Below are 22,404 nucleotides of genomic sequence, written 5' to 3'. Positions count from 1 at the left end.
AGAGTGTTCTTTTCGCCGTCACGGCATCTCGCCATCTTGGCTACAAGAGGAGGATAAACGTAATATGCAGCAACCATTAAAACTGGATCATCTGGGGATCGCCGTCGCTAACTTAGCTGAGGCCATAAAGGTATATGAAGCTTTAGGACTAAGTTGTAGCCATATAGAAACGGTACAAGAGCAAAAGGTTAAGACGGCTACCTTACCTTTAGGCGAAACCAATCTGGAACTATTAGAGCCTACGGAAGCTAACAGCCCAATCGGCAACTTTCTCGCATCCAAAGGGGCCGGACTTCATCACGTAGCTCTTCAAGTCGATAATATTGAGGAAAAAATACAAGAATTAAAAAGTTCAGGTTTTCGATTAATTGATGAGACCCCAAGAATTGGTCTGGGGGGAAGTAAAGTCGCTTTTATACATCCTAAGAGTACTTTCAGTACACTAATAGAACTCGTTCAGCGCCAGAGCTAAGCTAAAGGAGGTGGGAACTTTGGATATCTACGATAAACTTAGGGAACTAACAGCCCTACAAGAGGCAACAAAACTAGGGGGCGGCGTTGAGCGTATCATTAGGCAACACGAAAACGGCAAAATGACTGCGCGGGAGCGCATTGATGTACTCCTTGACGTCGATAGTTTTATTGAGACAGATACCTTTATTAAAGGAGAAATGACCGATTTTACGAAACCAGACGTGGTCAATGTAGGGGAAGGCGTCGTTACGGGCTATGGCACAATTCATGGTCGCTTGGTGTATCTGTTTTCCCAAGACTTTACCGTTTTCGGTGGGGCTTTAGGGGAACTTCATTCACGAAAAATTTGCAAAATCATGGACCTCGCTCTAAAAAACGGAGCTCCTGTTATCGGGCTTAATGACTCGGGAGGAGCGCGTATCCAAGAAGGGGTTAGCGCCTTATCCGCTTACGGGGACATTTTTTATCGCAATACCTTAGCCTCTGGGGTTATCCCACAAATCTCGGTTATATTGGGGCCATGTGCCGGTGGTGCTGTCTATTCTCCGGCGATTACCGATTTTACGTTTATGGTGGAAAAGACCAGCCAAATGTTTATTACCGGTCCCCAAGTAATTAGATCGGTGACAGGGGAGGAGGTAACCACTGAGGAACTAGGAGGAGCTATGGCCCATAATCATACAAGCGGCGTAGCCCAATTCCTTGGCCATACGGAAACAGAAACCTTGGAAATGGTTAGGCATTTATTAACATTCTTACCTCAAAACAACATCGAGGAATCTCCTTTATTAGAGGGCCTGCCACCTGAAACAGAAGGTGACGCCCTGCTGAACGTGGTACCGATTGAACCTAATAAACAATACGATGTCCGGGATGTCCTCTATCTTCTAGTCGACGGCGGTGACTTCTTTGAAGTTCATCAATATTATGCGCAAAATATCGTAACTTGTTTTGCTCGTTTCGAGGGAATGTCTGTAGGGATTATTGCTAATCAGCCCGCATTTCTAGCTGGCTGCCTTGACATTGATGCTTCTGATAAACTATCCCGGTTTGTACGTTTTTGTGATTGCTTTAATATACCCCTCGTAACGTTCGTAGATGTTCCTGGCTTTCTGCCAGGGGTTGATCAAGAATACCGTGGAATTATCCGTCATGGAGCTAAAATTCTTTACGCTTATTCAGAGGCCACTGTCCCTAAAATTACGATTATTCTACGTAAGGCTTACGGTGGGGCTTACGTCGCCATGTGTAGTCGCTCATTAGGAGCAGATGTAGCCGTAGCCTGGCCGACGGCAGAAATCGCGGTTATGGGACCGGACGGTGCCGCCAATATTATCTTCCGGGACGAAATTATGAAGTCGGCAGACCCTAAGACCACAATGAAACAAAGGACCGCCGAATACAGAGAAAAGTTCGCAAACCCTTATATTGCCAGTGCTAAGGGTTTGATCGACAATGTTATTGACCCGCGTGATACCCGAAAAACGATCATTCAAAGTCTTAACATGCTGAGCTCCAAGCGAGAATCGCATCCACGCAAGAAGCATGGCAATATTCCTTTTTAGGGGGTGGAAAGATGTTTCGGAAAATCTTAATTGCTAACAGAGGGGAAATCGCGGTCCGGATTATTAGAACCTGCCAAGAGATGCAAATCAAGACAGTAGCCATTTACACTGAAGTCGATTCACGCTCTCTCCATGTCCAGCTAGCGGACGAAGCTGTGAAGTGTGTTTCCAGCACTGGATACTTGGCTATGGATTGGATTATCCAAACAGCCTTGGACATGGGGGCCCAAGCGATTCACCCAGGCTACGGGTTTTTGGCAGAGAACCCAGTTTTTGCGGCTAAGATTCAGGAAGCTGGACTCGTTTTTATCGGTCCGGATGCGCAGACCATGGCCTTAATGGGAGATAAAGCTAAAGCTCGAGAAACGATGGTTTCTTATGGTTTTCCCGTAGTTCCAGGAGGCACAGGGGTTGTCAGGAGTGCTGAGGAAACACTCAAAATGGCCCGGACACTGGGTTACCCAGTACTTATCAAGGCCGTTGCCGGAGGTGGCGGCCGTGGCATGCGCCTCGCCCTTCAAGAGGATCAACTTCTTCAAAACTTGGAGAGCGCCCGCTCCGAGGCAAACTCCTGTTTCGGTAACCCGGATGTTTATTTAGAAAAATACCTCGAGGGATGCAGACACGTGGAAATGCAAATTCTAGCTGACAACTACGGACAAGTAGTCACCCTAGGTGAACGGGACTGTTCTATCCAACGGCGGCACCAAAAACTGATTGAAGAATCACCATCTCCCGCTCTTACACCCGAGTTAAGGGCTCAAATGAGCGAGGTATCCCGTGACGCGGTTAAAGCTGTACATTATCGTGGTGCTGGTACCTTTGAATTCCTGTTAGACAAAAACTTAAATTTTTACTTTATGGAAATGAACACCCGTATTCAGGTGGAACACACGATAACAGAATTAGTTTGTGGTCTAGATCTGATTAAGGAGCAGATTCGGATTGCAGCAGGAGAACCGTTAAGGTATGACCAATCAGATATTCGGCTTACAGGTTGGGCCATGGAATGCCGCATTAATGCAGAAGATCCTGATACTTTCATGCCGTCACCCGGCAAGATTGAGTATTACCGTCCGCCAGGAGGGTTCGGAGTCCGAGTCGATAGTGCTGCCTACTCTGGATATACAGTTTCCCCCTATTATGATTCCCTCATCAGCAAACTTGTCGTTTATGGTCAAACACGAGTAGACGTCATAGCCCGAATGCAGCGGGCCCTCGCTGAATTTAGTATTCGCGGGGTAAAGACAACGATCCCTTTTCACCAACGAATCTTAGCAGACCAGGACTTTCAAAGAGGAGAATTTACAACGGACTTCATTCAGCAAAAACTTGATTCGGATGATCTTAGCAGCCAAGAATCCCCGACCCACCCTAATCAAGACGATGAAGAAAGAGATACCCTATTAGCAGCGGTACTTAGCGCAGCCATTGAAACTTATGGAAACTCAGAAAATGAGCGCTACCAGATTATTAACATTCAACCTACGGGTAAGAGGCGTTCATCATGGCGTATGGCTGGTTTATGTGGAGGTGGTTTACAATGAAAAAATTTCTGGTACGGGTAAATGATCAAGAATTTGAAGTGGAAGTTGAAGAGCTAACGCAGAAGGAATCAAAGAAAGCTCCGATCTCACAAAGTCCTGCTAAACATCAAGTAACGCGCAGTGGAAGTGGGAAGGTTTTGGCACCCATGCCTGGGGTAATTACAGAGGCCCACGTAAAGATTGGGGATATTGTTAAAGCGGATCAAACTGTTGTTACTTTAGAAGCCATGAAAATGGAAAATAGAATTTCCGCCGGTAAGGCCGGGCAGGTATTGGATATCAGAGTCAGTGTCGGTCAAAATGTTTCCGCGGGTGACCTTCTCGTCGTAATTCATTGAAAGTGCTGGATATTAGGTCTACAGCTAGCTACTTGGTTAGCCGTAGTTGTTATGTTTAGGTTTTTGGACGCACGGAACAGGTACAATGACTAGTGAAAAACATTTACCGACTGAACAACAGACTTCTACTCCATTTTCTTCATAGACTGTATCCACAATTACTTCCATTTCCATACCCACTTTTAGTTTGCGCATATCACTGCTGCAGCATTGATATGCGGTTTTGTTAGAGGGTTATCAACTCCTTTATTCCTGTCAACATGTTATTATAACGATCATGAGCTAACGCCGTCATGCTTATCAATGTAGGAATACAGCAAAGGCAGGGATGGGATTTTGAAGCAAGATATAATTGATCAATGGTTAGAAAAGCTTTTTCAGCAAGACCGCCGGGCTATTGCCAAACTCATCTCTTGGGTAGAAGATAACCTAGATCGCCCCAAAATCATGACCAGTGTACTATCTCGTACCCGTGGCCGAGAACATTTTGTTACCGGTATAACCGGCCCTCCCGGTGCTGGAAAAAGTTCGTTAGTTGAAGCTTTAACCCATTTATATCGCAGACAAGAAGAACGTGTAGGGATTATTGCGGTAGACCCTAGCAGTCCGTTAACCGGAGGAGCAATTTTGGGGGATCGGATACGGATGCAAGCCCATGGTACAGATCAAAATGTCTTTATTCGCAGCATGGGAGCAAGAGGGCATCTTGGCGGAGTGTCAGATTCTACGGCAGACGTTCTCCGGATTTTAGAAGCAGGTGGTTATACTACCCTGCTGCTTGAGACCGTTGGGGTAGGCCAATCCGAGATTGAAATTATGCAGCTGGCCGATACTGTGGTGCTAGTTTTAAATCCAGGAACCGGGGATGGCATCCAAGCAATTAAAGCCGGTATTATGGAAATTGCTGATATTTTTGTGGTCAATAAGGCTGATATGCCTGGAGCTGAACGCCTGAAAAATGATATTTTAATGATGATAGAGATGAGCGGAGTACCCCAGGCTTGGCGGCCACCGGTGATTATGACCAGTATCTTGGATAATCAAGGGCTTGATGAACTGAAGATAAAAATTGATGCTCACCAGAGCTTTCTGCTGGAGAGCGGCCAATTAATCCAGCGTCGTCAGGAGCAGCTCCAGCGGGAAATATGGCATCACCTAGAAGAAAAAGCAAAGTCTATCTTTAATACTCTCTGGCCTAAGCTTCCCCAGAAATGGTTAGAAAACGGTCAACAAGATCCTTATCAATTAGCCGAGAGAGTCTGGTATAAAATGAAGAAGGATGAAAGTTAAGTCGAATATTCACAATATTTCTACGCATAGAATTGGAGTTATTGCAAACAATATTAGCAAATAGGGAGGTGCTATATATTGCAGTTGCAATTATCACAGAAGGAAAAATCGCTGTTGATGGATCAAAGAACCCATGAGGAAACTTGCGTCGACAAATATACGAAATATGCTAACCAGGCACAAGATACTCAATTAAAACAACTTTTCAATTCTTATTCAGCTCAGGAGCAAGAACATCTAAATACCATAAATCAAATCTTAAACGGTCAGGTACCCAGTGTAGGAGGACAACAAAACCAGGGTCAACAACAAGGCCAGAATCAACAACAAATGACTGGTGGAACTCAAACCACAACGACCTCTTCGGTCCCCGGGAACTATAATCAAGAGGATGCTAAACTTTGTAAAGACATGTTAATGACTGAAAAGTATGTGTCAGGAGCCTATGACACAGCGGTTTTTGAATTTAGGGACAGTAATATCCGTCAGGTTCTAAATCATATTCAAAAGGAAGAACAGCAACACGGAGAAGGGATATTCCAATATATGCAAAACCAGGGAATGTATCAAGTACAATAGTTTCATATTATTAGAACTGTTTTTCTTTAGCTTTTGGCGCGACTTTTTGGTAAAAAAGTCGCGCTTTTAGTTTGCTACAGCTCTTTAGTCGTTTAGTCGTCTATGAATAAAAAAATATCTTGATATCTAGAAGATTTCAGCTATAATAAACATATGAACATATAATCATATGTGAGGAGAGTTTTATTATGGGCCAATCAACGGAAAAACCTCAAGGTAATTCCTCGGGATTTAGTGCAGATTCCTCAGACAGTCCTGTCTGTGAGATTTTGTGCATCCATAGTGATTTGATCGACTCAGTACGAAAAAAGTTGATTCCAAGCGAACAGGTCCATCCTTTGGCAGAGTTATTTAAAACTCTTGGTGATCCGGCCCGAGTGCGCATTATGGATGCTTTAGCAAAAACTGAATTCTGCGTCTGTGACTTGGCGGAACTCTTAGGCTTGAGTCAATCTGCCACATCACATCAGTTGCGTGTGCTTCGAAACAACCGCCTTGTGAAGTACCGTCGAGAGGGCAAGATGGTTTATTACTCGTTAGATGATAACCATGTTATGGCCCTTTATCGAGAAGGGCTTGAGCACATCTTAGAGGGGCGTGTCTAAGCGAGGCACGATGTACGATGTTCGAGGTACGATGTACGATTCAGAAGGTATAATTCAGACCGGAACTTCAGAGCTTCGAATCACGAGCCATGCAAACGGATTTCTAGGTTTTATTAAAGAATACGAACTACGAACTACCAATAAAGAATAACAATAAAGAATAACAATAAAGAATAAAACCATGACAACTATGGAGGAATGACGGCATGGGTATGACAGCAACATCTACGAAAAACTTGGAATTCAATCATCATGAATCTATTCTTGAAGAACAAAAAGGGCATGACTCAAAAAGTCAAAAGCAAGTTAAGTACCGCTTGGTCGGGTTGAGTTGTGCAAATTGTGCGCTTAAAATCGAGAAGGCCTTTGGCGAGGAGATATCGATTGGACAGACAACCCTTAATTTTGCCACTCAAACTGTATATTTACCTCCTGCTTCTTTAGAGCTTGCTCAAGGCATTGTGGACAGAATTGAACCAGGTGTAAAACTTAAGCCAATCATTGCCAAAGGAAATCAGGGCTTAAATCAAGAAGATCAAGAAGAAGGTCTTCAAGCAACTCGTTGGAAAAAAATTCGAATGCTCGTTGCCAGCGCTTTACTGGCCATTGGACTAGTTTCTTCTGTGCTTAGCCTCAATTTCCCAGCGGTGATGGAATACGTGATTTATTTAACAGCCTATTTTCTCGTCGGTTATGAAGTGTTATATATTGCTCTTAGAAATATGTTTAGGGGGGCGCTGTTTGACGAGAATTTCCTGATGTCCTTGGCCACGATTGGCGCGATTGCTATTAATCAATTGCCTGAAGCGGTTGGCGTTATGTTATTTTATACCGTTGGCGAATATATTCAAGGCTTGGCTGTTAATCGTTCGCGGCATTCGATTCAGGCCTTAATGAACATTCGGCCCGATTATGCCAATCTAATTCACCAGCTTGATGTCTTGAAGGTTGATCCGGAAGATGTTCAAGTCGGACAACAAATCTTGGTCCGACCGGGAGAAAGGATTCCGCTCGACGGAGAAGTGGTGAAGGGAGCCTCGTTTGTAGAGACATCCGCTCTAACAGGAGAGTCTGTTCCACGCAAAGTTGAAGTTGGGGATGTTGTCTTATCCGGTATGGTTAATTCCAGTGGGATTCTTACGGTTCGTGTGACTCGGCCTTATGCAGAGTCGTCAATGCAAAAAATCTTAGACCTGGTAGAAAACGCAAGTTCCCGTAAAGCTAGGACGGAAAAATTCATCACAACCTTCTCTCGATATTACACTCCGGGAGTCGTCATAATTGCCATAGGAATTGCGATCCTTCCGCCACTTTTTGGTGGGGGGACGTTTAGTGAGTGGCTATATCGAGCTCTCACGATTCTAGTCATTTCCTGCCCGTGTGCCTTGGTAATTTCGGTCCCCTTGGGTTATTTTGGCGGGATTGGAGGAGCTTCTCGACACGGAATTCTGGTCAAAGGGGCGAATTTTCTAGAAGCATTGACCCAAGTAAGAACGGTCGTTTTTGATAAAACAGGAACACTCACTCAAGGGGTTTTCGAGGTAGTACAGATCCTTCCTGCGGATGGATTTAGTAAGGAACAGCTCCTGGAAATTGCTGCTACGGCGGAAATCCACTCCAGTCACCCCATTGCCAAATCTATTCGAGACAACCACAAATTACCTATTGAGGTCGGGATCCTTGATGATTACAAGGAAGTAAGTGGGCAAGGAGTCCAAGCAAAGATCAAAGGGCAAGAGGTATTGGTAGGCAAGGCTGCATTTTTATTAGCAATCGGAATTCCAGTACCGGAAGTTCATAATTTAGGGCATGCTGGAACATTGGTTCATGTCGCAGTTTCTGGTCAGTATGCTGGATATATTCTCATTGCAGACCGGCTAAAACCTGGTGCGAAAGAAACGATTCAAGCCTTAGGTGAAGCAGGGATCAAAACTGTCATGCTGACGGGGGATCTCCAGAACGTTGCTGCACGAGTGGCCGAGGATTTAGGGGTCTCTGAATTTCATGCAGACCTACTTCCAGAGGATAAGGTAACCTGGCTAGAACAGCTCATGGTCCAAAAGGATCGCAAAGGGAAGGTCGTCTTCGTTGGCGACGGGATTAATGATGCCCCTGTCTTGACAAGGGCGGATGTCGGAGTTGCAATGGGTGGTTTAGGCTCCGATGCAGCCATCGAAGCCGCTGATGTGGTTCTCATGGATGACCAACCGAGCAAACTGATTGAAGGAATGGAAATTGCCCTATTTACTAAGAAGATCATTTGGCAAAATATTTTCTTCGCCTTAGGGATTAAATTGGGCTTTATCATCTTGGGAATTTTCGGTGTCGCTACAATGTGGGAAGCAGTGTTTGCGGATGTCGGTGTCGCCCTGCTAGCTGTGTTAAATGCCACCCGTGTGCGCAAAAAATAAATATTTATGTTGATGACTGAGTGTTTCTCGTCTATGATAAGGGTAGGGTCAGCTGTAGTTACTAGAAAGAAGTTTTTAGAAGCTGGCATAGGTAAATCTACTTAACGTGTGAACCAGGGGGTCATCATGATACATTGTTCATCTCTAGGAAAAACGGCTTTGTTAATTGCCATGGCCGAAGGAAATGAAACTGAAGACTACGTGTTAGGTGCTAGAAAAAAAGGTTTTGAGGTTGTGGCGGGAAAAGTCGGTTCTATGGATGTCCAAAAGATCATTGCGGCAGTAGAAACGGCAGCTAAACGTGGAGGGCTTACAGATGATAGCTATCGCTCTCAGCACGCCTTATATCATGCTATTCTTGATGCTCTGCAAGGGTTAGGCCGAGGGCCGTTACAACTCGGAAATATTTTGCGCACGGTTGGACTCCGCTTTGCAGTGGTTAAAGGGCCGCGCACGTTGGAAGATGTCGATGATCTTTGGATCGCAGTTAGCATGTATGGTATGATCGGCGCACCGATTAAAGGACATGAACATGAGGTGTGCGGATTAGGGGTCAATCATTTATAATCGGCCAGCATGTCTTACATTAAGTGGAAGTATGGAATAGGTGAATTTGCAATAAAATAGAGTATGCTCAGAGACATTAGATGCTAGAGGGCTAAGCTGTAAACTTAAGTTTATGGCTTAATCCTCTTTTTCATTGCTCTAAACGAGGAGGAGTCAAGATGAGCGTAGTTTTAGCTGAAAAAATGAAGGTAATCCTGGATGGAGAAACACTCTCGTTAGAGCAAGTCGTTGCTGTGGCACGCTACGGTGCCAAGGTGGATTTACAACCTATAGCTAAGGAGAAAGTCCTCAAATCCAGATTGTTTGTGGATCAGTTAATTGAAGGGAATAAAACGGTTTATGGAATTACAACAGGCTTTGGAATGTTTAGCAACGTTTTGATTTCCAAAGAAGATGCTAAGAAACTGCAGCGTAACCTGATTATGAGCCATGCAACCGGTGTGGGCGAGCCGCTAGCTCCAGAAGTCGTGAGAGCCATCATGCTTCTTAGGGCAAATGCTTTAGCCAAAGGATTTTCCGGCATACGGCTTACCACCCTTGAAACGTTACTCAAGGTGCTTAATGCGGAGATTATTCCAGTTGTACCGGAGAAAGGGTCCCTTGGCGCAAGTGGAGATTTGGCGCCGTTGTCCCATATGGTCTTGGTTTTGCTCGGGGAAGGGGAAGCCTTTTATAGAGGAAGGCGAATGAGCGGCCAAGAGGCTTTAGCCCAGGCGGGGATAGAACCTGTGGTTCTGGAAGGAAAAGAGGGACTAGCCCTGATTAACGGAACTCAGGTTATGACTGCAATTGCTGCTTTGGCTGTGTGGGACGCCGAAATATTATGGGAGTCGGCAAATATTACCGCTGCTTTATCTTTTGAAGCCCTGGAAGGGATACTTGATGCCTTTGATCCGAAAATCCATGCTGTGCGTCCTCATCAGGGTCAAGTCAATGTGGCGGAACAAATCCGCTTACTTACCGAGGGAAGTACGTTCGTAGCGGGAGAACAACGTCCAAGAGTTCAGGATGCTTACGCACTCCGTTGTGTAGCCCAAGTGCATGGCCCGTCAGGGGATGCGGTGGCTTATGTAAAGAAAGTTGTTGAAACTGAGATGAATTCAGCGACCGATAATCCGTTAATCTTCCCAGACCAACAGGAGGTTCTCTCAGGCGGAAATTTCCACGGCCAACCCCTTGCTTTGGCCATGGATTTTCTAGGGATTGCAGTAGCGGAGCTAGCTAATATTGCTGAGCGGCGATTGGAACGCTTAGTGAATCCAAACTTAAGTGGACTACCGGCGTTTTTAACGCCTGATGGGGGTCTGAATTCAGGGTTTATGATCGTGCAGTATTCTGCTGCCTCTCTCGTATCGGAGAACAAGATTCTGGCTCATCCAGCCAGTGTGGATTCGATTCCATCCTCTGCAAACCAAGAGGACCATGTGAGTATGGGAACGATAGCAGCCCGTAAAGCCCGCAGTATTATTGAAAACACGTCTCATGTATTGGGGATGGAACTGTTAGCCGCTTGTCAGGGGGTCGATTTAAGAAATGGAAAAGAGGACCTTCGACTGGGCAAAGGGAGTGAAGGCGCTTACAAGCTTGTCCGTTCTAAGGTAGGGATGCTTAGAGAGGACCGCGTGATGTATCCGGATATTGCAATCGCGAAAGAATTAGTGTCTTCCGGGAAGCTTGTTAACCAGGTTCGGCTCAAACTAGTAAAGTGAAAAATGTGAATATTTGATTGGTTTAAATAAGTTTTGAAAGGATACAATAAGAAAACAGTAGAGTTAAACGGTTCATGTTTTTATAAACATGAACCGTTTTTGTTCAAGTCGGATTACCATGTAAGGCGACCGTCTGCGCCTGAAGGCTTCTCCGCTATGCTAACACGTGCGAAGACAGTGTCTGCAAGAAGGCTAATACGTGCGAAGACAGTGTCTTCGTGGGCGTTAGCCAAGTTTACTTAATATTTATAAATAATGCATTGACATATAGCATAGGGGGGTATACTATATGGAGAGAGGTGACGATATGAAATCAAATGAAAATCAAGTTCATACATGTTCTGTATGTCAAGGTGAAGGGGAAATTCAAGGAGACCGAATGAGTCCTCATGACGAAAAGACGATTAAAGAGCTTGTCAATCGGATGAATCGCATCGAAGGTCAAATTCGGGGAATTAAAGGCATGATCGAACGGCATGTCTATTGCGATGATATTTTAAATCAGATCTCTTCTGCTCAATCCGCTTTAGATGGGGCTTCGCGCTTGCTTTTAGAAAAACATATGAAATCTTGCGTCAAAGAGCAACTTCAGGCTGGAGATGAACAAGTTATCGATGAGGTCCTTAAAACAATCTTTCGCATGATTCGCTAATATAAAGCCCGTTTTTAGGGGAGGGATATGGAATGTCGGAAAATGTCCGTGAGAAAAAAGAGATTAATGTCTATGGCATGTCCTGCCAGCATTGTGTTAACCAGGTTACTAAACTTCTGGAAACGTTTCCGAGTCTGGAACAGGTCAAAGTAAGCTTGGAGGATTCGAAAGCGACCTTCGTTTGGGATCCCACTCAGGTCAATGTGGAAGATATTGGACATGAACTAGAAGAAGCTGGCTATGCAATGGAGAAATTGGCTGATGAAAAGACAGTTCTATTAGAGCCTGATCAGAAAGTGCCAGATCAGGCAAAGCTTGATGAAAAGCTAGTTCAAAAAAAGCCAAATATCCCGCATAATCAGCAAACGTTAACATTTGCCACGCCAGAGCAAAAACAACAGTTTAAGATAAGTGGGATGACCTGTGCAAATTGCGCTTTGACGATTGAAAAAGGCCTTAAAACTATGCCAGGGGTCAAAACAGTTGCTGTCAATTTTGCTTCTGAAAAGCTAACCGTAGAAATAGATTCGAGCGTGGTTAATGAGGATGCCCTTCTTGCTAAAATTAAGGATCTTGGGTATGCTGCCCAAAGTGAGGACAGCGGAAAACAACAATTTAAAGTGGGCGGGATGACCTGTTCAAACTGTGCCTTAGCCATTGAAAAAAAACTTAAGAGTACTCAGGGAGTTCAAACTGCTGCGGTAAATTTAGCGAGTGAAACTGTGACGGTAGAGTTTGATCCAGGTGTTGTAACAATCAGCGAGATCTTTGAGCAAGTGCGGGAGGCAGGGTATACTCCGATCGAGAACAAAGACGAGAATCAAGGGGATCTAACAGCAATCAAACAGCGCAATTGGCTCATCTTTAGTGCCATTCTTTCCCTGCCGATTATGCCGATTATGTTTCTGCCCATGTCGAGATCGTTGATGTATACGATGCTTATTCTGGCGACCATTGTCCAGTTTACGGCTGGTTGGACGTTTTACCGTGGCGCTTATCACGCGTTGAAAAACCGCTCAGCCAATATGGATGTTTTAGTTGCTATAGGAATTACAGCCGCCTACGGATATAGCTTAATGACAACCTTGCATATGTTTTTCCCAACGCTCTTCTTTGAAGGCCCCAATTTCTTTGATACCTCCGCTTTGTTGATTACCTTTGTGCGTTTTGGGAAATATCTAGAGGCTAAAGCTAAGGGACGGGCGGGTCAAGCCTTAAAAAAGCTCTTAGAGTTACAGGCAGATAAAGCGCATTTGTTAGTCGATGGTCAGGTCAAAGAAGTGTCAGCTTCGGACCTGAAAATCGGAGATATTACCCTCGTTAAGTCCGGAGAAAGAATTCCGGTTGATGGGGAGATTATTGAGGGACAAGCCAGTATTGATGAGGCGATGCTGACAGGGGAATCCATACCCGTTGACAAGAGTGTCGGGGACCCTGTGATCGGAGCTACGATTAATCGTTCAGGAAGTATTAAAGTTAAAACCACTAAAACAGGTAAGGACACTGTTTTGGCTGGAATTATTAAATTGGTGGAAGATGCTCAGGGGGTTAAACCGCCGATTCAGAGGCTGGCCGATATGATTTCTAATTACTTTGTCCCAGCAGTGGTTTTAATTTCGCTCCTTACGTTTGCAATTTGGTATTTTCTCTTGCATAGTACGTTTGTATTTGCCTTTACGGCGGCTATTGCTGTCTTGGTCATTGCTTGTCCCTGTGCCTTGGGGCTAGCTACCCCGACGGCGATTATGGTGGGTAGCGGGGTAGGCTTAAATCGGGGTATTTTATTCAAATCTGCGGCCGTACTTGAAGGGATTGCTCACTTGCAAGCGATTGGTTTTGATAAAACAGGGACATTGACTAAAGGAACTCCCGAAGTGACGGATATTGTTCCCTATGGAGATTTTACAAAACAGGATGTCCTTAAAATTGCAATTGCTGGAGAAAACCTCTCGATTCACCCACTTGCCCAAGCGGTTGTGGCTGAGGGCAAGAAAGAGCAGCTCAGAATTCAAGAGGTGGAGAATTATAAGGAAGAGGCTGGGTATGGAGTCACATGCACTTATGAAGGGCAAGTGTTACTGATTGGAAACATTAAGCTGATGCACTTGCACAACGTAGAAGTTGTTGAGCAGTCAGAACAGGATTTCCAACGCTTAGCCGAATCCGGTAGAACGACTAGTTTTATTGCCCTTGGGGGCCGAGTGATTGGGCTCATCGCTTTGGCGGATGTCGTTAAAGATAGTACCAAAGAGGCCATTCAACGCTTGCACAAATTAGGTTTAAAGACGTTTATGATTACTGGGGATAATAAAAAGGTCGCCAATGTTGTGGGCGAGCAAGTCGGTATCGATGAAGTTATCGCCGAAATTTTACCGCAAGATAAGATAAGTATTATCAAGAAGTATCAAGAGCAGGGGTATAAGGTGGCTATGGTGGGAGATGGGATTAATGACGCTCCTGCGCTAGCTCAAGCTGATATCGGGATCGCCATCGGTTCCGGAACTGACGTGGCTAAGGAAACCGGGGACGTTGTGTTAGTCCGCAATGACCTGCTAGATGTAGAGCGAGCAATTCGTTTAGGGCGGAAAACCTTGAGTAAGATCAAACAAAACCTTTTCTGGGCTTTGATATACAATGTCATCGGTATCCCGATAGCTGCTGGTGTCCTGTATCCGATCACCGGTGAACTTTTACCACCCGAATGGGCTGGACTGGCTATGGCTTTCTCTTCGGTTTCCGTAGTGACCAGTTCTATTCTGTTGAGAGGGTATGATAAACAGCTAGTGGGTTAGTCTTAAGGAGATCTGTAGGAGTATAAAAGTTTTCCTCTCTTGGTGATATATGAAGTTGCAGCTATCAAAACAAGCGAGTAGGCTCTGTTGGCAAAGTTTCCTCTGTCGGCAATTAATAGCCGCCCTGGAGAGGATATAGATATTCTTTAATATTTACTGAGGTTATCGTCATCTGGCCTTCGGCCTCTGACCTCTGACCTCCGAAAAGTGAGGTGAAAAAAATGAGCCAAACTATTCTTAAAGTTGAAGGTATGACTTGTAATCATTGTAAAATGAGGGCTGAAAAAGCCTTGCAAGCGGTAAGTGGTGTGGAAAGCGTCAAAGTTGATCTTGCAGCCAAAGAAGCGGTCGTAACCGGAGAGGCTGAGCGCGCGAGTCTTGTTAAAGCCGTTGTTGATGCCGGTTATTCGGTAGTAGAGTAAGCATGAATACATCATCTTTGGATAAACTAAATGAGTCTGGAGGTGATGATGATCATGCCAAGAAATGATGGCAATAAAGACAAGAATGAAGATCTGAAGAAAATAGAGTTAACACTCCGCAATATCCACAAAAATGAAGAGTTTTTAGTGGAGAATGCTGGAGAGCTTACTCCTCACCAAATCAAGGATGTCAAAGCGCATTTGTCTTCTAAGAAAAAGCACCTTGAAGAAACAGATGGTACGATTAAATAGGAGCGAGCGAATCGCTCCTATTATTTTATGATTTAACGAATACTACTATTATTTTTTTGCTTTGAACGAATACTAAGGGAGATATCTTTCGATATCCCCCTTAGTGTAATCCTTGTTACCCTTTTGGAATGTTAGATTTTGCTTCCACCTTTAAGGTGCTCTTCTGCAAATTGAATCATACGTTTGGTCATTTGACCACCAACGGAACCGTTCTCACGACTTGTGCGGTCTCCACCTAATTGAAGGCCCATTTCATTTGCTACTTCATACTTAAATTGATCTAATTGTTGTGAAGCTCCCTGTGCTGCTGGGGTATTACTGTTTCTTTCTCCTGCCATGATTAGGTACCCTCCTTTTATTTGTGTTTGTATAGTGGAACATTCTTATTATGGCTTCTGTAAGTTTTCTTACTCAGGTAATTATTGCTACAATATAAAGAGCTTTCCTTTTTTCTGATTAAAAGCAAGAGTACTAATTAAAGTGTTCAGGGCTTTTGTGAATTTGCGATTTACAGGTGAGTTAAAAAAAGGTATGGTTGAATTTACCTGAAATAAGGTTTAAAATGGGATTAAAGAATTTATCTTTGGTCAAGGGATTTGTGGAGGGTGAAAAATGACATTAAAAATGAAGGAACCGGTTAACACTTGGACTCATTTTATTTTGTTCATGGCGGCTATTGTTGGACTCGTCTTCTTAATTGTTTTGAGCAAAAATAATATTTCCAAACTTATTACGATGACTATTTATGGGCTGAGTATGATCGTGCTTTATGGGGCTAGTTCGCTCTATCATTGGGTAAAAACCACACCTCAGAAAGAGCTTATCCTAAAAAAGGTAGACCATATTGCTATTTACTTTTTAATTGCTGGTTCATATACCCCGGTTTTTTACTATGGACTGGATGGGGCATGGCGTTGGGCGATGCTCACAGCAGTTTGGGTCTTAGCAATAACTGGCATGGCACTGAAAATCTGGTTTATCCATGCACCTCGCTATGTATCGTCTGCTTTTTACGTCTCGCTAGGCTGGATCGCCTTGGTACCTTTTCTACAACTCATCAAGAATTTACCGATGGGTTCGATCATCCTCATGGCGGTAGGCGGAGTGGTATATACCATGGGTGCAATAATCTATGCGACCAAAATCTTTGACTTTTATCCTAAACGTTTTGGTTTTCATGAAGTTTTCCATTTGTTTATTGCAGCCGGAAGTATTGTTCATTATCTCATGGTTCTTATTTATATTGTACCAATGACATAGTAAAGGAGTGGCAACATACCACTCCTTTCAAATGTCTTCAGTACAATAGGCAGCTGCCTCTTCCGCACTTAAATCTCCGTAAACGAGTTTCATTAATCCAGGATAGTAAGTGTCAAACCCTAGCACTCCGTTCCAAACAATGTTTAGGACCTGATCTTGAGAAGGCTCGGCATCAGCCAAATCAAGGAACGTGCGATAGCGGATTTCGCCGTTATCCATATCCATTTCAAAATTTCCGTTGACGAGTTCGTAATTAACACGGCTCATGAAATCGCATACTTCAAGGCGTTTGGAGTAGGGGATTTTTTGATCGATATGCGTATTGCAAAGTAAGGATTCTTGCTCTTCGTCTACAAGCAGGAAAGCATGGAAACTCGTGTTAATACCACGAATCTCAAGCTTAATAATCCCATTCTTGTTGTCAAAATCAAATTCCCAACCGTTTTGGCTTAGAATCTCATAGAGCACCCGAAACAAGGACATTAGATCATCCTCCTTTATCTGCGCTTAATATATAGAAATTCCACATGAGTTGAACAATTCCTTCCCATTCTTGAATGTAAACCGAAAAAATACTTTTATAGAAATAAAGGTTTTATATTGGTAGATGACGAATTTGAATTTACTGAAGATTAAATAAATTTCTCCGAGGAGGAGTACAATTGAGTCCACGTTCACTTAAATATCAAATTCTCTTGCTGATGATTGGATCGCTTGTTTTTTTAGCAGCGATTTTTATGCTTGTATTCGGTTGGTATACGCGACAACAGGCGGTAGATGCTTCAATTGTTAAAGCCAAATCCGACTTGGCGACGTGTATGGAGATTATTGATCTAACTTACGCTGGCCCTTGGAATATACGGGAAGGAATGTTATATAAAGGAGAAAATCAGGTATCCCATAAAACAGAACTGGTAGATCATTTAGCCGAGCTAACGGGTAACACAGTTACTTTATTTCTCAATGATACTCGTATTGCTACAACTGTGCGCAGTGCTAATGGAGAAAGGGCTATTGGTACAAAAGTTTCTGATACTGTGGCTCAGAGCGTCTTGAAAAATGGTCAGATTTACCTTGGCGAAGCAAATGTCGTGGGGGAACTCTATCAAACGGCCTACCAGCCAATCCGAGATATTAATGAAGATATTATTGGGATTTTTTACGTCGGGATTTCCAAAAGCTATGCCCAGGTTTTCTTCGTGAATTCATTGATACGATTGACAGTTTTCGGTTTGGGATTGACCCTGGTCGTCGTAATAGCGACGTGGTTTTTTATTCAAAAAGTAATTATTCGACCCCTCCATGAAATTACGCTGGGAACTCGTGATGTCGCCACAGGTCATGCGACGGAAAAGATCCAGGTTACTGGACCTAAGGAAATTGGAGAGCTGGCGTTTGCTTTTAACCAAATGGTTGAACGTTTAGTGGGTATCGCTGACGAAATGAGCAAATCTTCCTGTCCTAGAGATACGAAAGTTCAAAACCAGTCTTTAGAAAACAGTAAAATCGAAGAGCTTGATCTAATTTCAATTAACATGACAAAACTACAACGGAACAATGAACAAATGGTCCTGCCAAAAGGGCTGAATCAGCTTACGTTGAAGCAAATCATCTCTTTCTTGCGCTCGACAAACGAACCGGTCTCAGCTGATAATGTGGCAGAGGGAGTCAACCTAACTCGTGTAACAGTGCGTAGATATCTAGAATTTTTAGAACAATGTGGAGTGTTAGCTGTGGAATTAAAATATGGAACCGTAGGAAGACCCGTTAAACTGTTTCAGCCAGTCATGGATTTAAATTCAATAGATATCGGATGATCCAGTTTTCAAAGCGTTATAACCAAACATCTCTTTATACCTCCTAATGGAGGTATTTTTTTATGTTTTTAATCATTCTTTTCTACTATATAGTTTCTTTATTTACTAAATGAACAGAATCGTGACTATGTGGGAAAAGAGAGTTAAGCTATAGAAGGTATATTTAGAATATTCATAACAATTAGACGGTGTATTCCAGACGCAAACGGTTTAACCAAGATTGGTCCAGGTCAAATGGTAGTTCAGAGAACATTAAAGGGAGGAAAAAAGATGGATGTTTCTCGTCGTGGTTTCCTTAAACTTTCAGGACTTTCCATCGCCGCTTTTGCTGCAGGCTTGGGATTTGATCCGGCCGTAGCGGAAGCCAAAGGGTATGCCTTGAAACTTGAAGGAACCAAAAAGATCCCGAGCATCTGCCACTTCTGTTCCGGTGGGTGTGGAATGCTATTGTATGTGAAAGAGGGCAAGCTGATTCACTTAGAAGGTGATCCAGACCATCCGACCAATGAGGGGACTCTTTGCCCCAAGGCAGCAAGCTTATTGAGTGTCGCTAACTCACCAGATCGTGTTACTAAGCCGAGACGGCGAGCTCCTGGGGCTAATACGTGGGAAGATATTTCTTGGGAAGAGGCACTGGACATCGTTGCTAAGAAAACTAAAGAAGTCAGGGATGCTAGTTGGAAAGCCGCCGACCAGATTGTCAATGCGAAAACCGGACTACCTGAAAGCTTGTCTGTGAACCGTGTAGAAGGAATCGCCTTCTTGGGTTCTGCTGAAGTTGACAATGAAGAGTCTTATCTTATTAAGAAGTTCTGTCAGCTCATTGGAACCCCTTACAATGAACACCAGGCTCGGATATGACACGCTCCCACGGTGGCAAGTTTGTCACCTTCATTTGGTCGTGGTGCGATGACGAATTCCTGGTCTGATTTAAAAAATGCCGAGGTTTTTCTAATTGCAGGAAGTAATTGTGCCGAGAACCATCCGATTGCCATGAAGTGGATTAATCGGGCTAAAGAAAAAGGTGCAAAAATTATCGTTGTCGATCCACGCTTTACGAGAACAGCTTCTAAAGCAGACATCTTCGCTCAAATCCGTCCCGGAACGGATATTGCCTATCTCGGTGCAATTATAAATTATATTCTTGAACAGAAATTGTACGATCAGAACTATGTTTTGAACTTCACCAATGCCCTCACTAAGGTCAGCAAAGATTATAAATTTGAAGATGGTCTCTTCTCTGGTTATGATCCCAAAACTAGGAAGTATGCCATGGCGAGCTGGGGTTACCAACTTGGGCCGGATAAAAAGCCCTTGAAAGCTGAAACTATTGAGGACCAAGATAGCGTATTCTCTAAGCTTAAAGCTCATTATGCTAGATATACGTTTGAAACAGCCGAAAAAATCTCAGGCATTCCTGCTGCGAAGATTAAAGAAATTGCGGACGTCTTCTGTAAAGGAAAACCGGGAAGCATACTCTATGCCCTAGGAATGACTCAACATACCACGGGAGTTCAAGGGATTCGTGCCTATGCCATCATTCAATTGTTGTTGGGCAACATTGGAAAAGCCGGAGGTGGCATCAATGCCCTGCGTGGAGAACCCAATGTTCAAGGTTCAACGGATATGGCGAACCTTGTTAGTAACCTACCGGGCTATTTACCACATCCGATTAATACTGATAAGACCATACGCGATTATTTAGTACGTAGTGGGTCATTTTTTGAGAAACATCTGGTTGCCCAACTAAAAGCATGGTTTGGCGAAAATGCCACCAAAGAAAATGACTATGGATTTAGCTACTTACCAAAGACCAATCCCGCAGTGAATGCGACAATTGTGAAACTGTTTGGAATGATGGAGTCGGGACAGATTAAGCTGCTCTTTAACGTTGGCTCTAACTCCTCGGTTTCCATTCCAGACCTGCAGCTTGTTCGTACTGCTTTAGCCAAACTTGATATGTTGGTCGTATCTGACCTTTTCGAGATTGAAACTGCTCAGTTCTGGCGTGCCCCAGGCGTAAAACCAGCTGATATTAAGACCGAGGTTATCATGTTCCCTGCAGCTTTCGTCTATGAGAAAGCTGGTAGTATGTCAAATTCTTCACGCTGGATTCAGTGGAAAGAGGCTGCGCTCAAGCCACTCGGAGAATCGTTACCGGACCTCGATATGTTGGACCGCCTCTTCAAGAAGGTCCGTAAGTTATATGCTGGGAGCACAGATGTTAAGGATGCCCCGATTCTGAAGGCTCGTTGGGACTATGGAGAACATACAAGCGCACTGAAAGTACTTCAGGAACTGAGTGGGTATGACGAAACGACTGGTAAGCTCTTTCCGACCATTGGGGATTATCTTAAAGCACCGATTGGTACGGCTTCGACAGGCTGTTGGATATATGCTGGCGTGACGGGAAATGGAAATCTTGCGGCTCGGCGTAACAATGCTGACCCCTCAGGACTGGGACTATTTAAAGAATGGAGCTTTGCTTGGCCGGGAAATACTCGTATTCTCTATAACCGTGCCTCCTGCGATGAAGCGGGTCAGCCAGTTGATGCTAAACGCAAACTTATTTGGTGGGATGCTGCTGCTAAGGTTTGGGCAGGAAATGACGGTGGAGACCTTGTCGATAAGACCAAGGGACCTGAGACGCCTGAAGGAAAGTTAAGTTTCCGTATGAATCCTGAGGGTGTGGGTCGGTTGTTTACAGCTCCATATATGAGCGGAATGCCTGCAGAACCACCTGCTGATGGTCTTCCAGCCGTCGGGATTCGTGCTGCAGGAACGTGTGTAGATGGACCGTTTCCGGAATTCTACGAACCGACGGAAAGCCCAACCACCAACATCTTGCATCCTAAGGTTTCAATCAGTCCATGTGCACTGGTTGTATCGACCAAGATCGGCAAGTCGGGAGAGTTCCCGCATGTTCTGACTACGTATGGAGTGGTCGAGCATTTCTGTGCCGGAGGAATTACGCGTAATATTCCATGGCTGAATGAAATTATGCCGGAACCCTTTGCGGAGATCAGTAAAAACTTAGCGGCAAAAATTCTGGTCAAAGAAGGGGATATGGTCGAAGTCTCTTCTGCTCGTGGCAAAATCACCGTACGAGCCTTAGTAACTGATCGTCTACAGACGTACAAAGTCAATGGAAAAGATACTGAAACCATCGGTATGCCTTGGAGCTGGGGCTTTGCTAGCTTAAGTCCTGGTCCGAGTACCAATGATTTAACCATTGCTGCACTGGATCCTGGAGCCGGTACTCCAGAGTATAAAGTTTGCCTAGTCAATATAAGGAGGGCAAATTGATGACAAGGAAAACGGTTTTAATTGATACTTCATTATGTACAGGATGTAAAGCGTGCTCTGTGGCATGCAAGGCTTGGAACGAGCTTTCAGCGGAGAAAACTCAGTTGATCACGAGTTATCAGACTCAGAATGCTTTTACCACGAAGACTTGGACCTATATGACCTTCATTGAAAAATATGAAGATCAAAAAATGAATTGGCTAATGCGCAAAGCACAATGCTTTCACTGTGCTGATCCTTCTTGCGCGAAGGCTTGCTCTTCGAATGCAATTACTCAGACGGAGTCTGGGTACGTCGTGATCGATCAGGATAAGTGCATTGGCTGCGGTTATTGTGTTGAAAACTGCCCGTTCGGGGTTCCGAAAGTCGATCAAGTCAAGAAGAAATCCTCCAAATGTACGGGGTGTATTGATCGGGTCGAGAATAACTTACTTCCAGCTTGTGTTCATACCTGTCAACCGGGTGCTTTAAGTTTTGGAGAACGTGACGCCATGCTGGCGAAAGCGAAGAAACGTCTTGCTGAGGTTCAGAAAACTCATCCTAAAGCGCAGCTCTATGGAGAAAAGGAAATGGGTGGCACGACGTATCTCTATTTGTTATTGGATAAACCAGAAGTCTATGGACTACCAGTTAATCCAACGATTCCGCTCTCTCTAACTTTATGGAAAGATGTAATTCGGCCTGTGGGTGGACTTGCGGTCGGTGGAGCAGCTGCAGCCGTGGTTGTAGGGGTTTTCGCCAATCTCTTAAGAGGAAATTACCGGTCTAGTGGGGATGACTCTACCAATCATGCAGATAGCAAGAAAGGGGGTAAATAG

General features: G+C 44.1%; 21 protein-coding genes. 18 read left to right on the top strand and 3 right to left on the bottom strand.

Annotation, left to right across the window (positions count from 1 at the left end; all coding sequences use genetic code 11):
* Positions 1-64 precede the first annotated feature (64 nt).
* Genes mce through ACYQ3Q_RS19620 form a run of 4 tightly spaced genes read left to right on the top strand, consistent with a single transcriptional unit; the run spans position 65 to position 3,924 of the window.
* Entirely contained in the window at positions 65-472 is a 408-nt protein-coding gene (mce, locus tag ACYQ3Q_RS19635; protein ID WP_459930195.1) for a methylmalonyl-CoA epimerase, read from the top strand.
* A gap of 19 nt (positions 473-491) precedes the next feature.
* Positions 492-2,039: an acyl-CoA carboxylase subunit beta gene (locus ACYQ3Q_RS19630; RefSeq protein ID WP_459930194.1), complete on the top strand. Its 1,548-nt coding sequence runs from the start codon at positions 492-494 to the stop codon at positions 2,037-2,039.
* A gap of 11 nt (positions 2,040-2,050) precedes the next feature.
* Complete coding sequence (gene accC, locus ACYQ3Q_RS19625) at positions 2,051-3,586, top strand: acetyl-CoA carboxylase biotin carboxylase subunit (RefSeq protein WP_459930193.1); 1,536 nt, start codon at positions 2,051-2,053, stop codon at positions 3,584-3,586.
* Positions 3,583-3,924: a biotin/lipoyl-containing protein gene (locus tag ACYQ3Q_RS19620; RefSeq protein WP_459930192.1), complete on the top strand. Its 342-nt coding sequence runs from the start codon at positions 3,583-3,585 to the stop codon at positions 3,922-3,924. Before accC ends, ACYQ3Q_RS19620 begins: the two co-directional genes overlap by 4 nt.
* A gap of 36 nt (positions 3,925-3,960) precedes the next feature.
* Here ACYQ3Q_RS19620 and ACYQ3Q_RS19615 read toward each other — a convergent pair whose 3' ends face one another.
* On the bottom strand, positions 3,961-4,119 hold the full coding sequence (locus tag ACYQ3Q_RS19615) for a hypothetical protein (protein ID WP_459930191.1): 159 nt from the start codon (positions 4,117-4,119) through the stop codon (positions 3,961-3,963).
* A gap of 141 nt (positions 4,120-4,260) precedes the next feature.
* On the opposite strand from ACYQ3Q_RS19615, the gene meaB reads away from it, so the two are divergent.
* The 10 genes from meaB (at position 4,261) to ACYQ3Q_RS19565 (ending at position 15,203) form a co-directional block, all read left to right on the top strand.
* Positions 4,261-5,214 carry a methylmalonyl Co-A mutase-associated GTPase MeaB gene (gene meaB / locus ACYQ3Q_RS19610; protein WP_459930190.1) on the top strand — a complete coding sequence of 318 codons (954 nt, stop codon included), beginning with the start codon at positions 4,261-4,263 and terminating at the stop codon, positions 5,212-5,214.
* Positions 5,215-5,331: 117 nt separating this feature from the next.
* Positions 5,332-5,793, top strand: a complete 462-nt coding sequence (locus tag ACYQ3Q_RS19605) for a spore coat protein (protein WP_459930245.1) — start codon at positions 5,332-5,334, stop codon at positions 5,791-5,793.
* A gap of 188 nt (positions 5,794-5,981) precedes the next feature.
* Positions 5,982-6,398, top strand: a complete 417-nt coding sequence (locus ACYQ3Q_RS19600; RefSeq protein ID WP_459930189.1) for an ArsR/SmtB family transcription factor — start codon at positions 5,982-5,984, stop codon at positions 6,396-6,398.
* Between the two features lie 212 nt (positions 6,399-6,610).
* Positions 6,611-8,809 (top strand): heavy metal translocating P-type ATPase, encoded by a 2,199-nt coding sequence (locus ACYQ3Q_RS19595; RefSeq protein ID WP_459930244.1) that lies wholly within the window; start codon positions 6,611-6,613, stop codon positions 8,807-8,809.
* 126 nt (positions 8,810-8,935) lie between these two features.
* Entirely contained in the window at positions 8,936-9,376 is a 441-nt protein-coding gene (hutP, locus tag ACYQ3Q_RS19590) for a histidine utilization transcription antiterminator HutP (RefSeq protein ID WP_459930188.1), read from the top strand.
* 158 nt (positions 9,377-9,534) lie between these two features.
* Positions 9,535-11,085 (top strand): histidine ammonia-lyase, encoded by a 1,551-nt coding sequence (gene hutH, locus ACYQ3Q_RS19585; RefSeq protein WP_459930187.1) that lies wholly within the window; start codon positions 9,535-9,537, stop codon positions 11,083-11,085.
* A 289-nt stretch (positions 11,086-11,374) separates the two neighbouring features.
* Positions 11,375-11,737: a metal-sensitive transcriptional regulator gene (locus ACYQ3Q_RS19580; protein ID WP_459930186.1), complete on the top strand. Its 363-nt coding sequence runs from the start codon at positions 11,375-11,377 to the stop codon at positions 11,735-11,737.
* Between the two features lie 32 nt (positions 11,738-11,769).
* On the top strand, positions 11,770-14,529 hold the full coding sequence (locus tag ACYQ3Q_RS19575; protein WP_459930185.1) for a heavy metal translocating P-type ATPase: 2,760 nt from the start codon (positions 11,770-11,772) through the stop codon (positions 14,527-14,529).
* Positions 14,530-14,750: 221 nt separating this feature from the next.
* On the top strand, positions 14,751-14,951 hold the full coding sequence (locus ACYQ3Q_RS19570; RefSeq protein ID WP_034143565.1) for a CopZ family metallochaperone: 201 nt from the start codon (positions 14,751-14,753) through the stop codon (positions 14,949-14,951).
* Between the two features lie 54 nt (positions 14,952-15,005).
* On the top strand, positions 15,006-15,203 hold the full coding sequence (locus ACYQ3Q_RS19565) for a hypothetical protein (protein ID WP_459930184.1): 198 nt from the start codon (positions 15,006-15,008) through the stop codon (positions 15,201-15,203).
* 131 nt (positions 15,204-15,334) lie between these two features.
* Here the strand turns inward: ACYQ3Q_RS19565 and ACYQ3Q_RS19560 are convergent, their stop codons facing one another.
* A complete protein-coding gene (locus ACYQ3Q_RS19560; protein ID WP_459930183.1) occupies positions 15,335-15,541 on the bottom strand; it encodes an alpha/beta-type small acid-soluble spore protein in 207 nt (68 codons plus the stop codon).
* Between the two features lie 274 nt (positions 15,542-15,815).
* Here ACYQ3Q_RS19560 and trhA point away from each other — a divergent pair, with 274 nt between their 5' ends.
* A complete protein-coding gene (gene trhA / locus ACYQ3Q_RS19555) occupies positions 15,816-16,463 on the top strand; it encodes a PAQR family membrane homeostasis protein TrhA (RefSeq protein ID WP_459930182.1) in 648 nt (215 codons plus the stop codon).
* Between the two features lie 27 nt (positions 16,464-16,490).
* Here trhA and ACYQ3Q_RS19550 read toward each other — a convergent pair whose 3' ends face one another.
* A complete protein-coding gene (locus tag ACYQ3Q_RS19550) occupies positions 16,491-16,946 on the bottom strand; it encodes a YbjN domain-containing protein (RefSeq protein WP_459930181.1) in 456 nt (151 codons plus the stop codon).
* Positions 16,947-17,164: 218 nt separating this feature from the next.
* On the opposite strand from ACYQ3Q_RS19550, the gene ACYQ3Q_RS19545 reads away from it, so the two are divergent.
* From ACYQ3Q_RS19545 to ACYQ3Q_RS19535, 3 genes are all read left to right on the top strand, one after another.
* Positions 17,165-18,280: a cache domain-containing protein gene (locus ACYQ3Q_RS19545; protein WP_459930243.1), complete on the top strand. Its 1,116-nt coding sequence runs from the start codon at positions 17,165-17,167 to the stop codon at positions 18,278-18,280.
* 270 nt (positions 18,281-18,550) lie between these two features.
* Positions 18,551-21,586 carry a formate dehydrogenase-N subunit alpha gene (fdnG, locus tag ACYQ3Q_RS19540; protein ID WP_459930180.1) on the top strand — a complete coding sequence of 1,012 codons (3,036 nt, stop codon included), beginning with the start codon at positions 18,551-18,553 and terminating at the stop codon, positions 21,584-21,586.
* On the top strand, positions 21,586-22,404 hold the full coding sequence (locus ACYQ3Q_RS19535; RefSeq protein ID WP_459930179.1) for a 4Fe-4S dicluster domain-containing protein: 819 nt from the start codon (positions 21,586-21,588) through the stop codon (positions 22,402-22,404). The genes fdnG and ACYQ3Q_RS19535 overlap by 1 nt, the downstream gene beginning before the upstream one ends.

Source organism: Desulfosporosinus burensis (assembly GCF_054657535.1).
The sequence above is the reverse complement of the archived record's forward strand: the minus strand, read 5'-3'. Positions and strand labels throughout refer to the sequence as shown.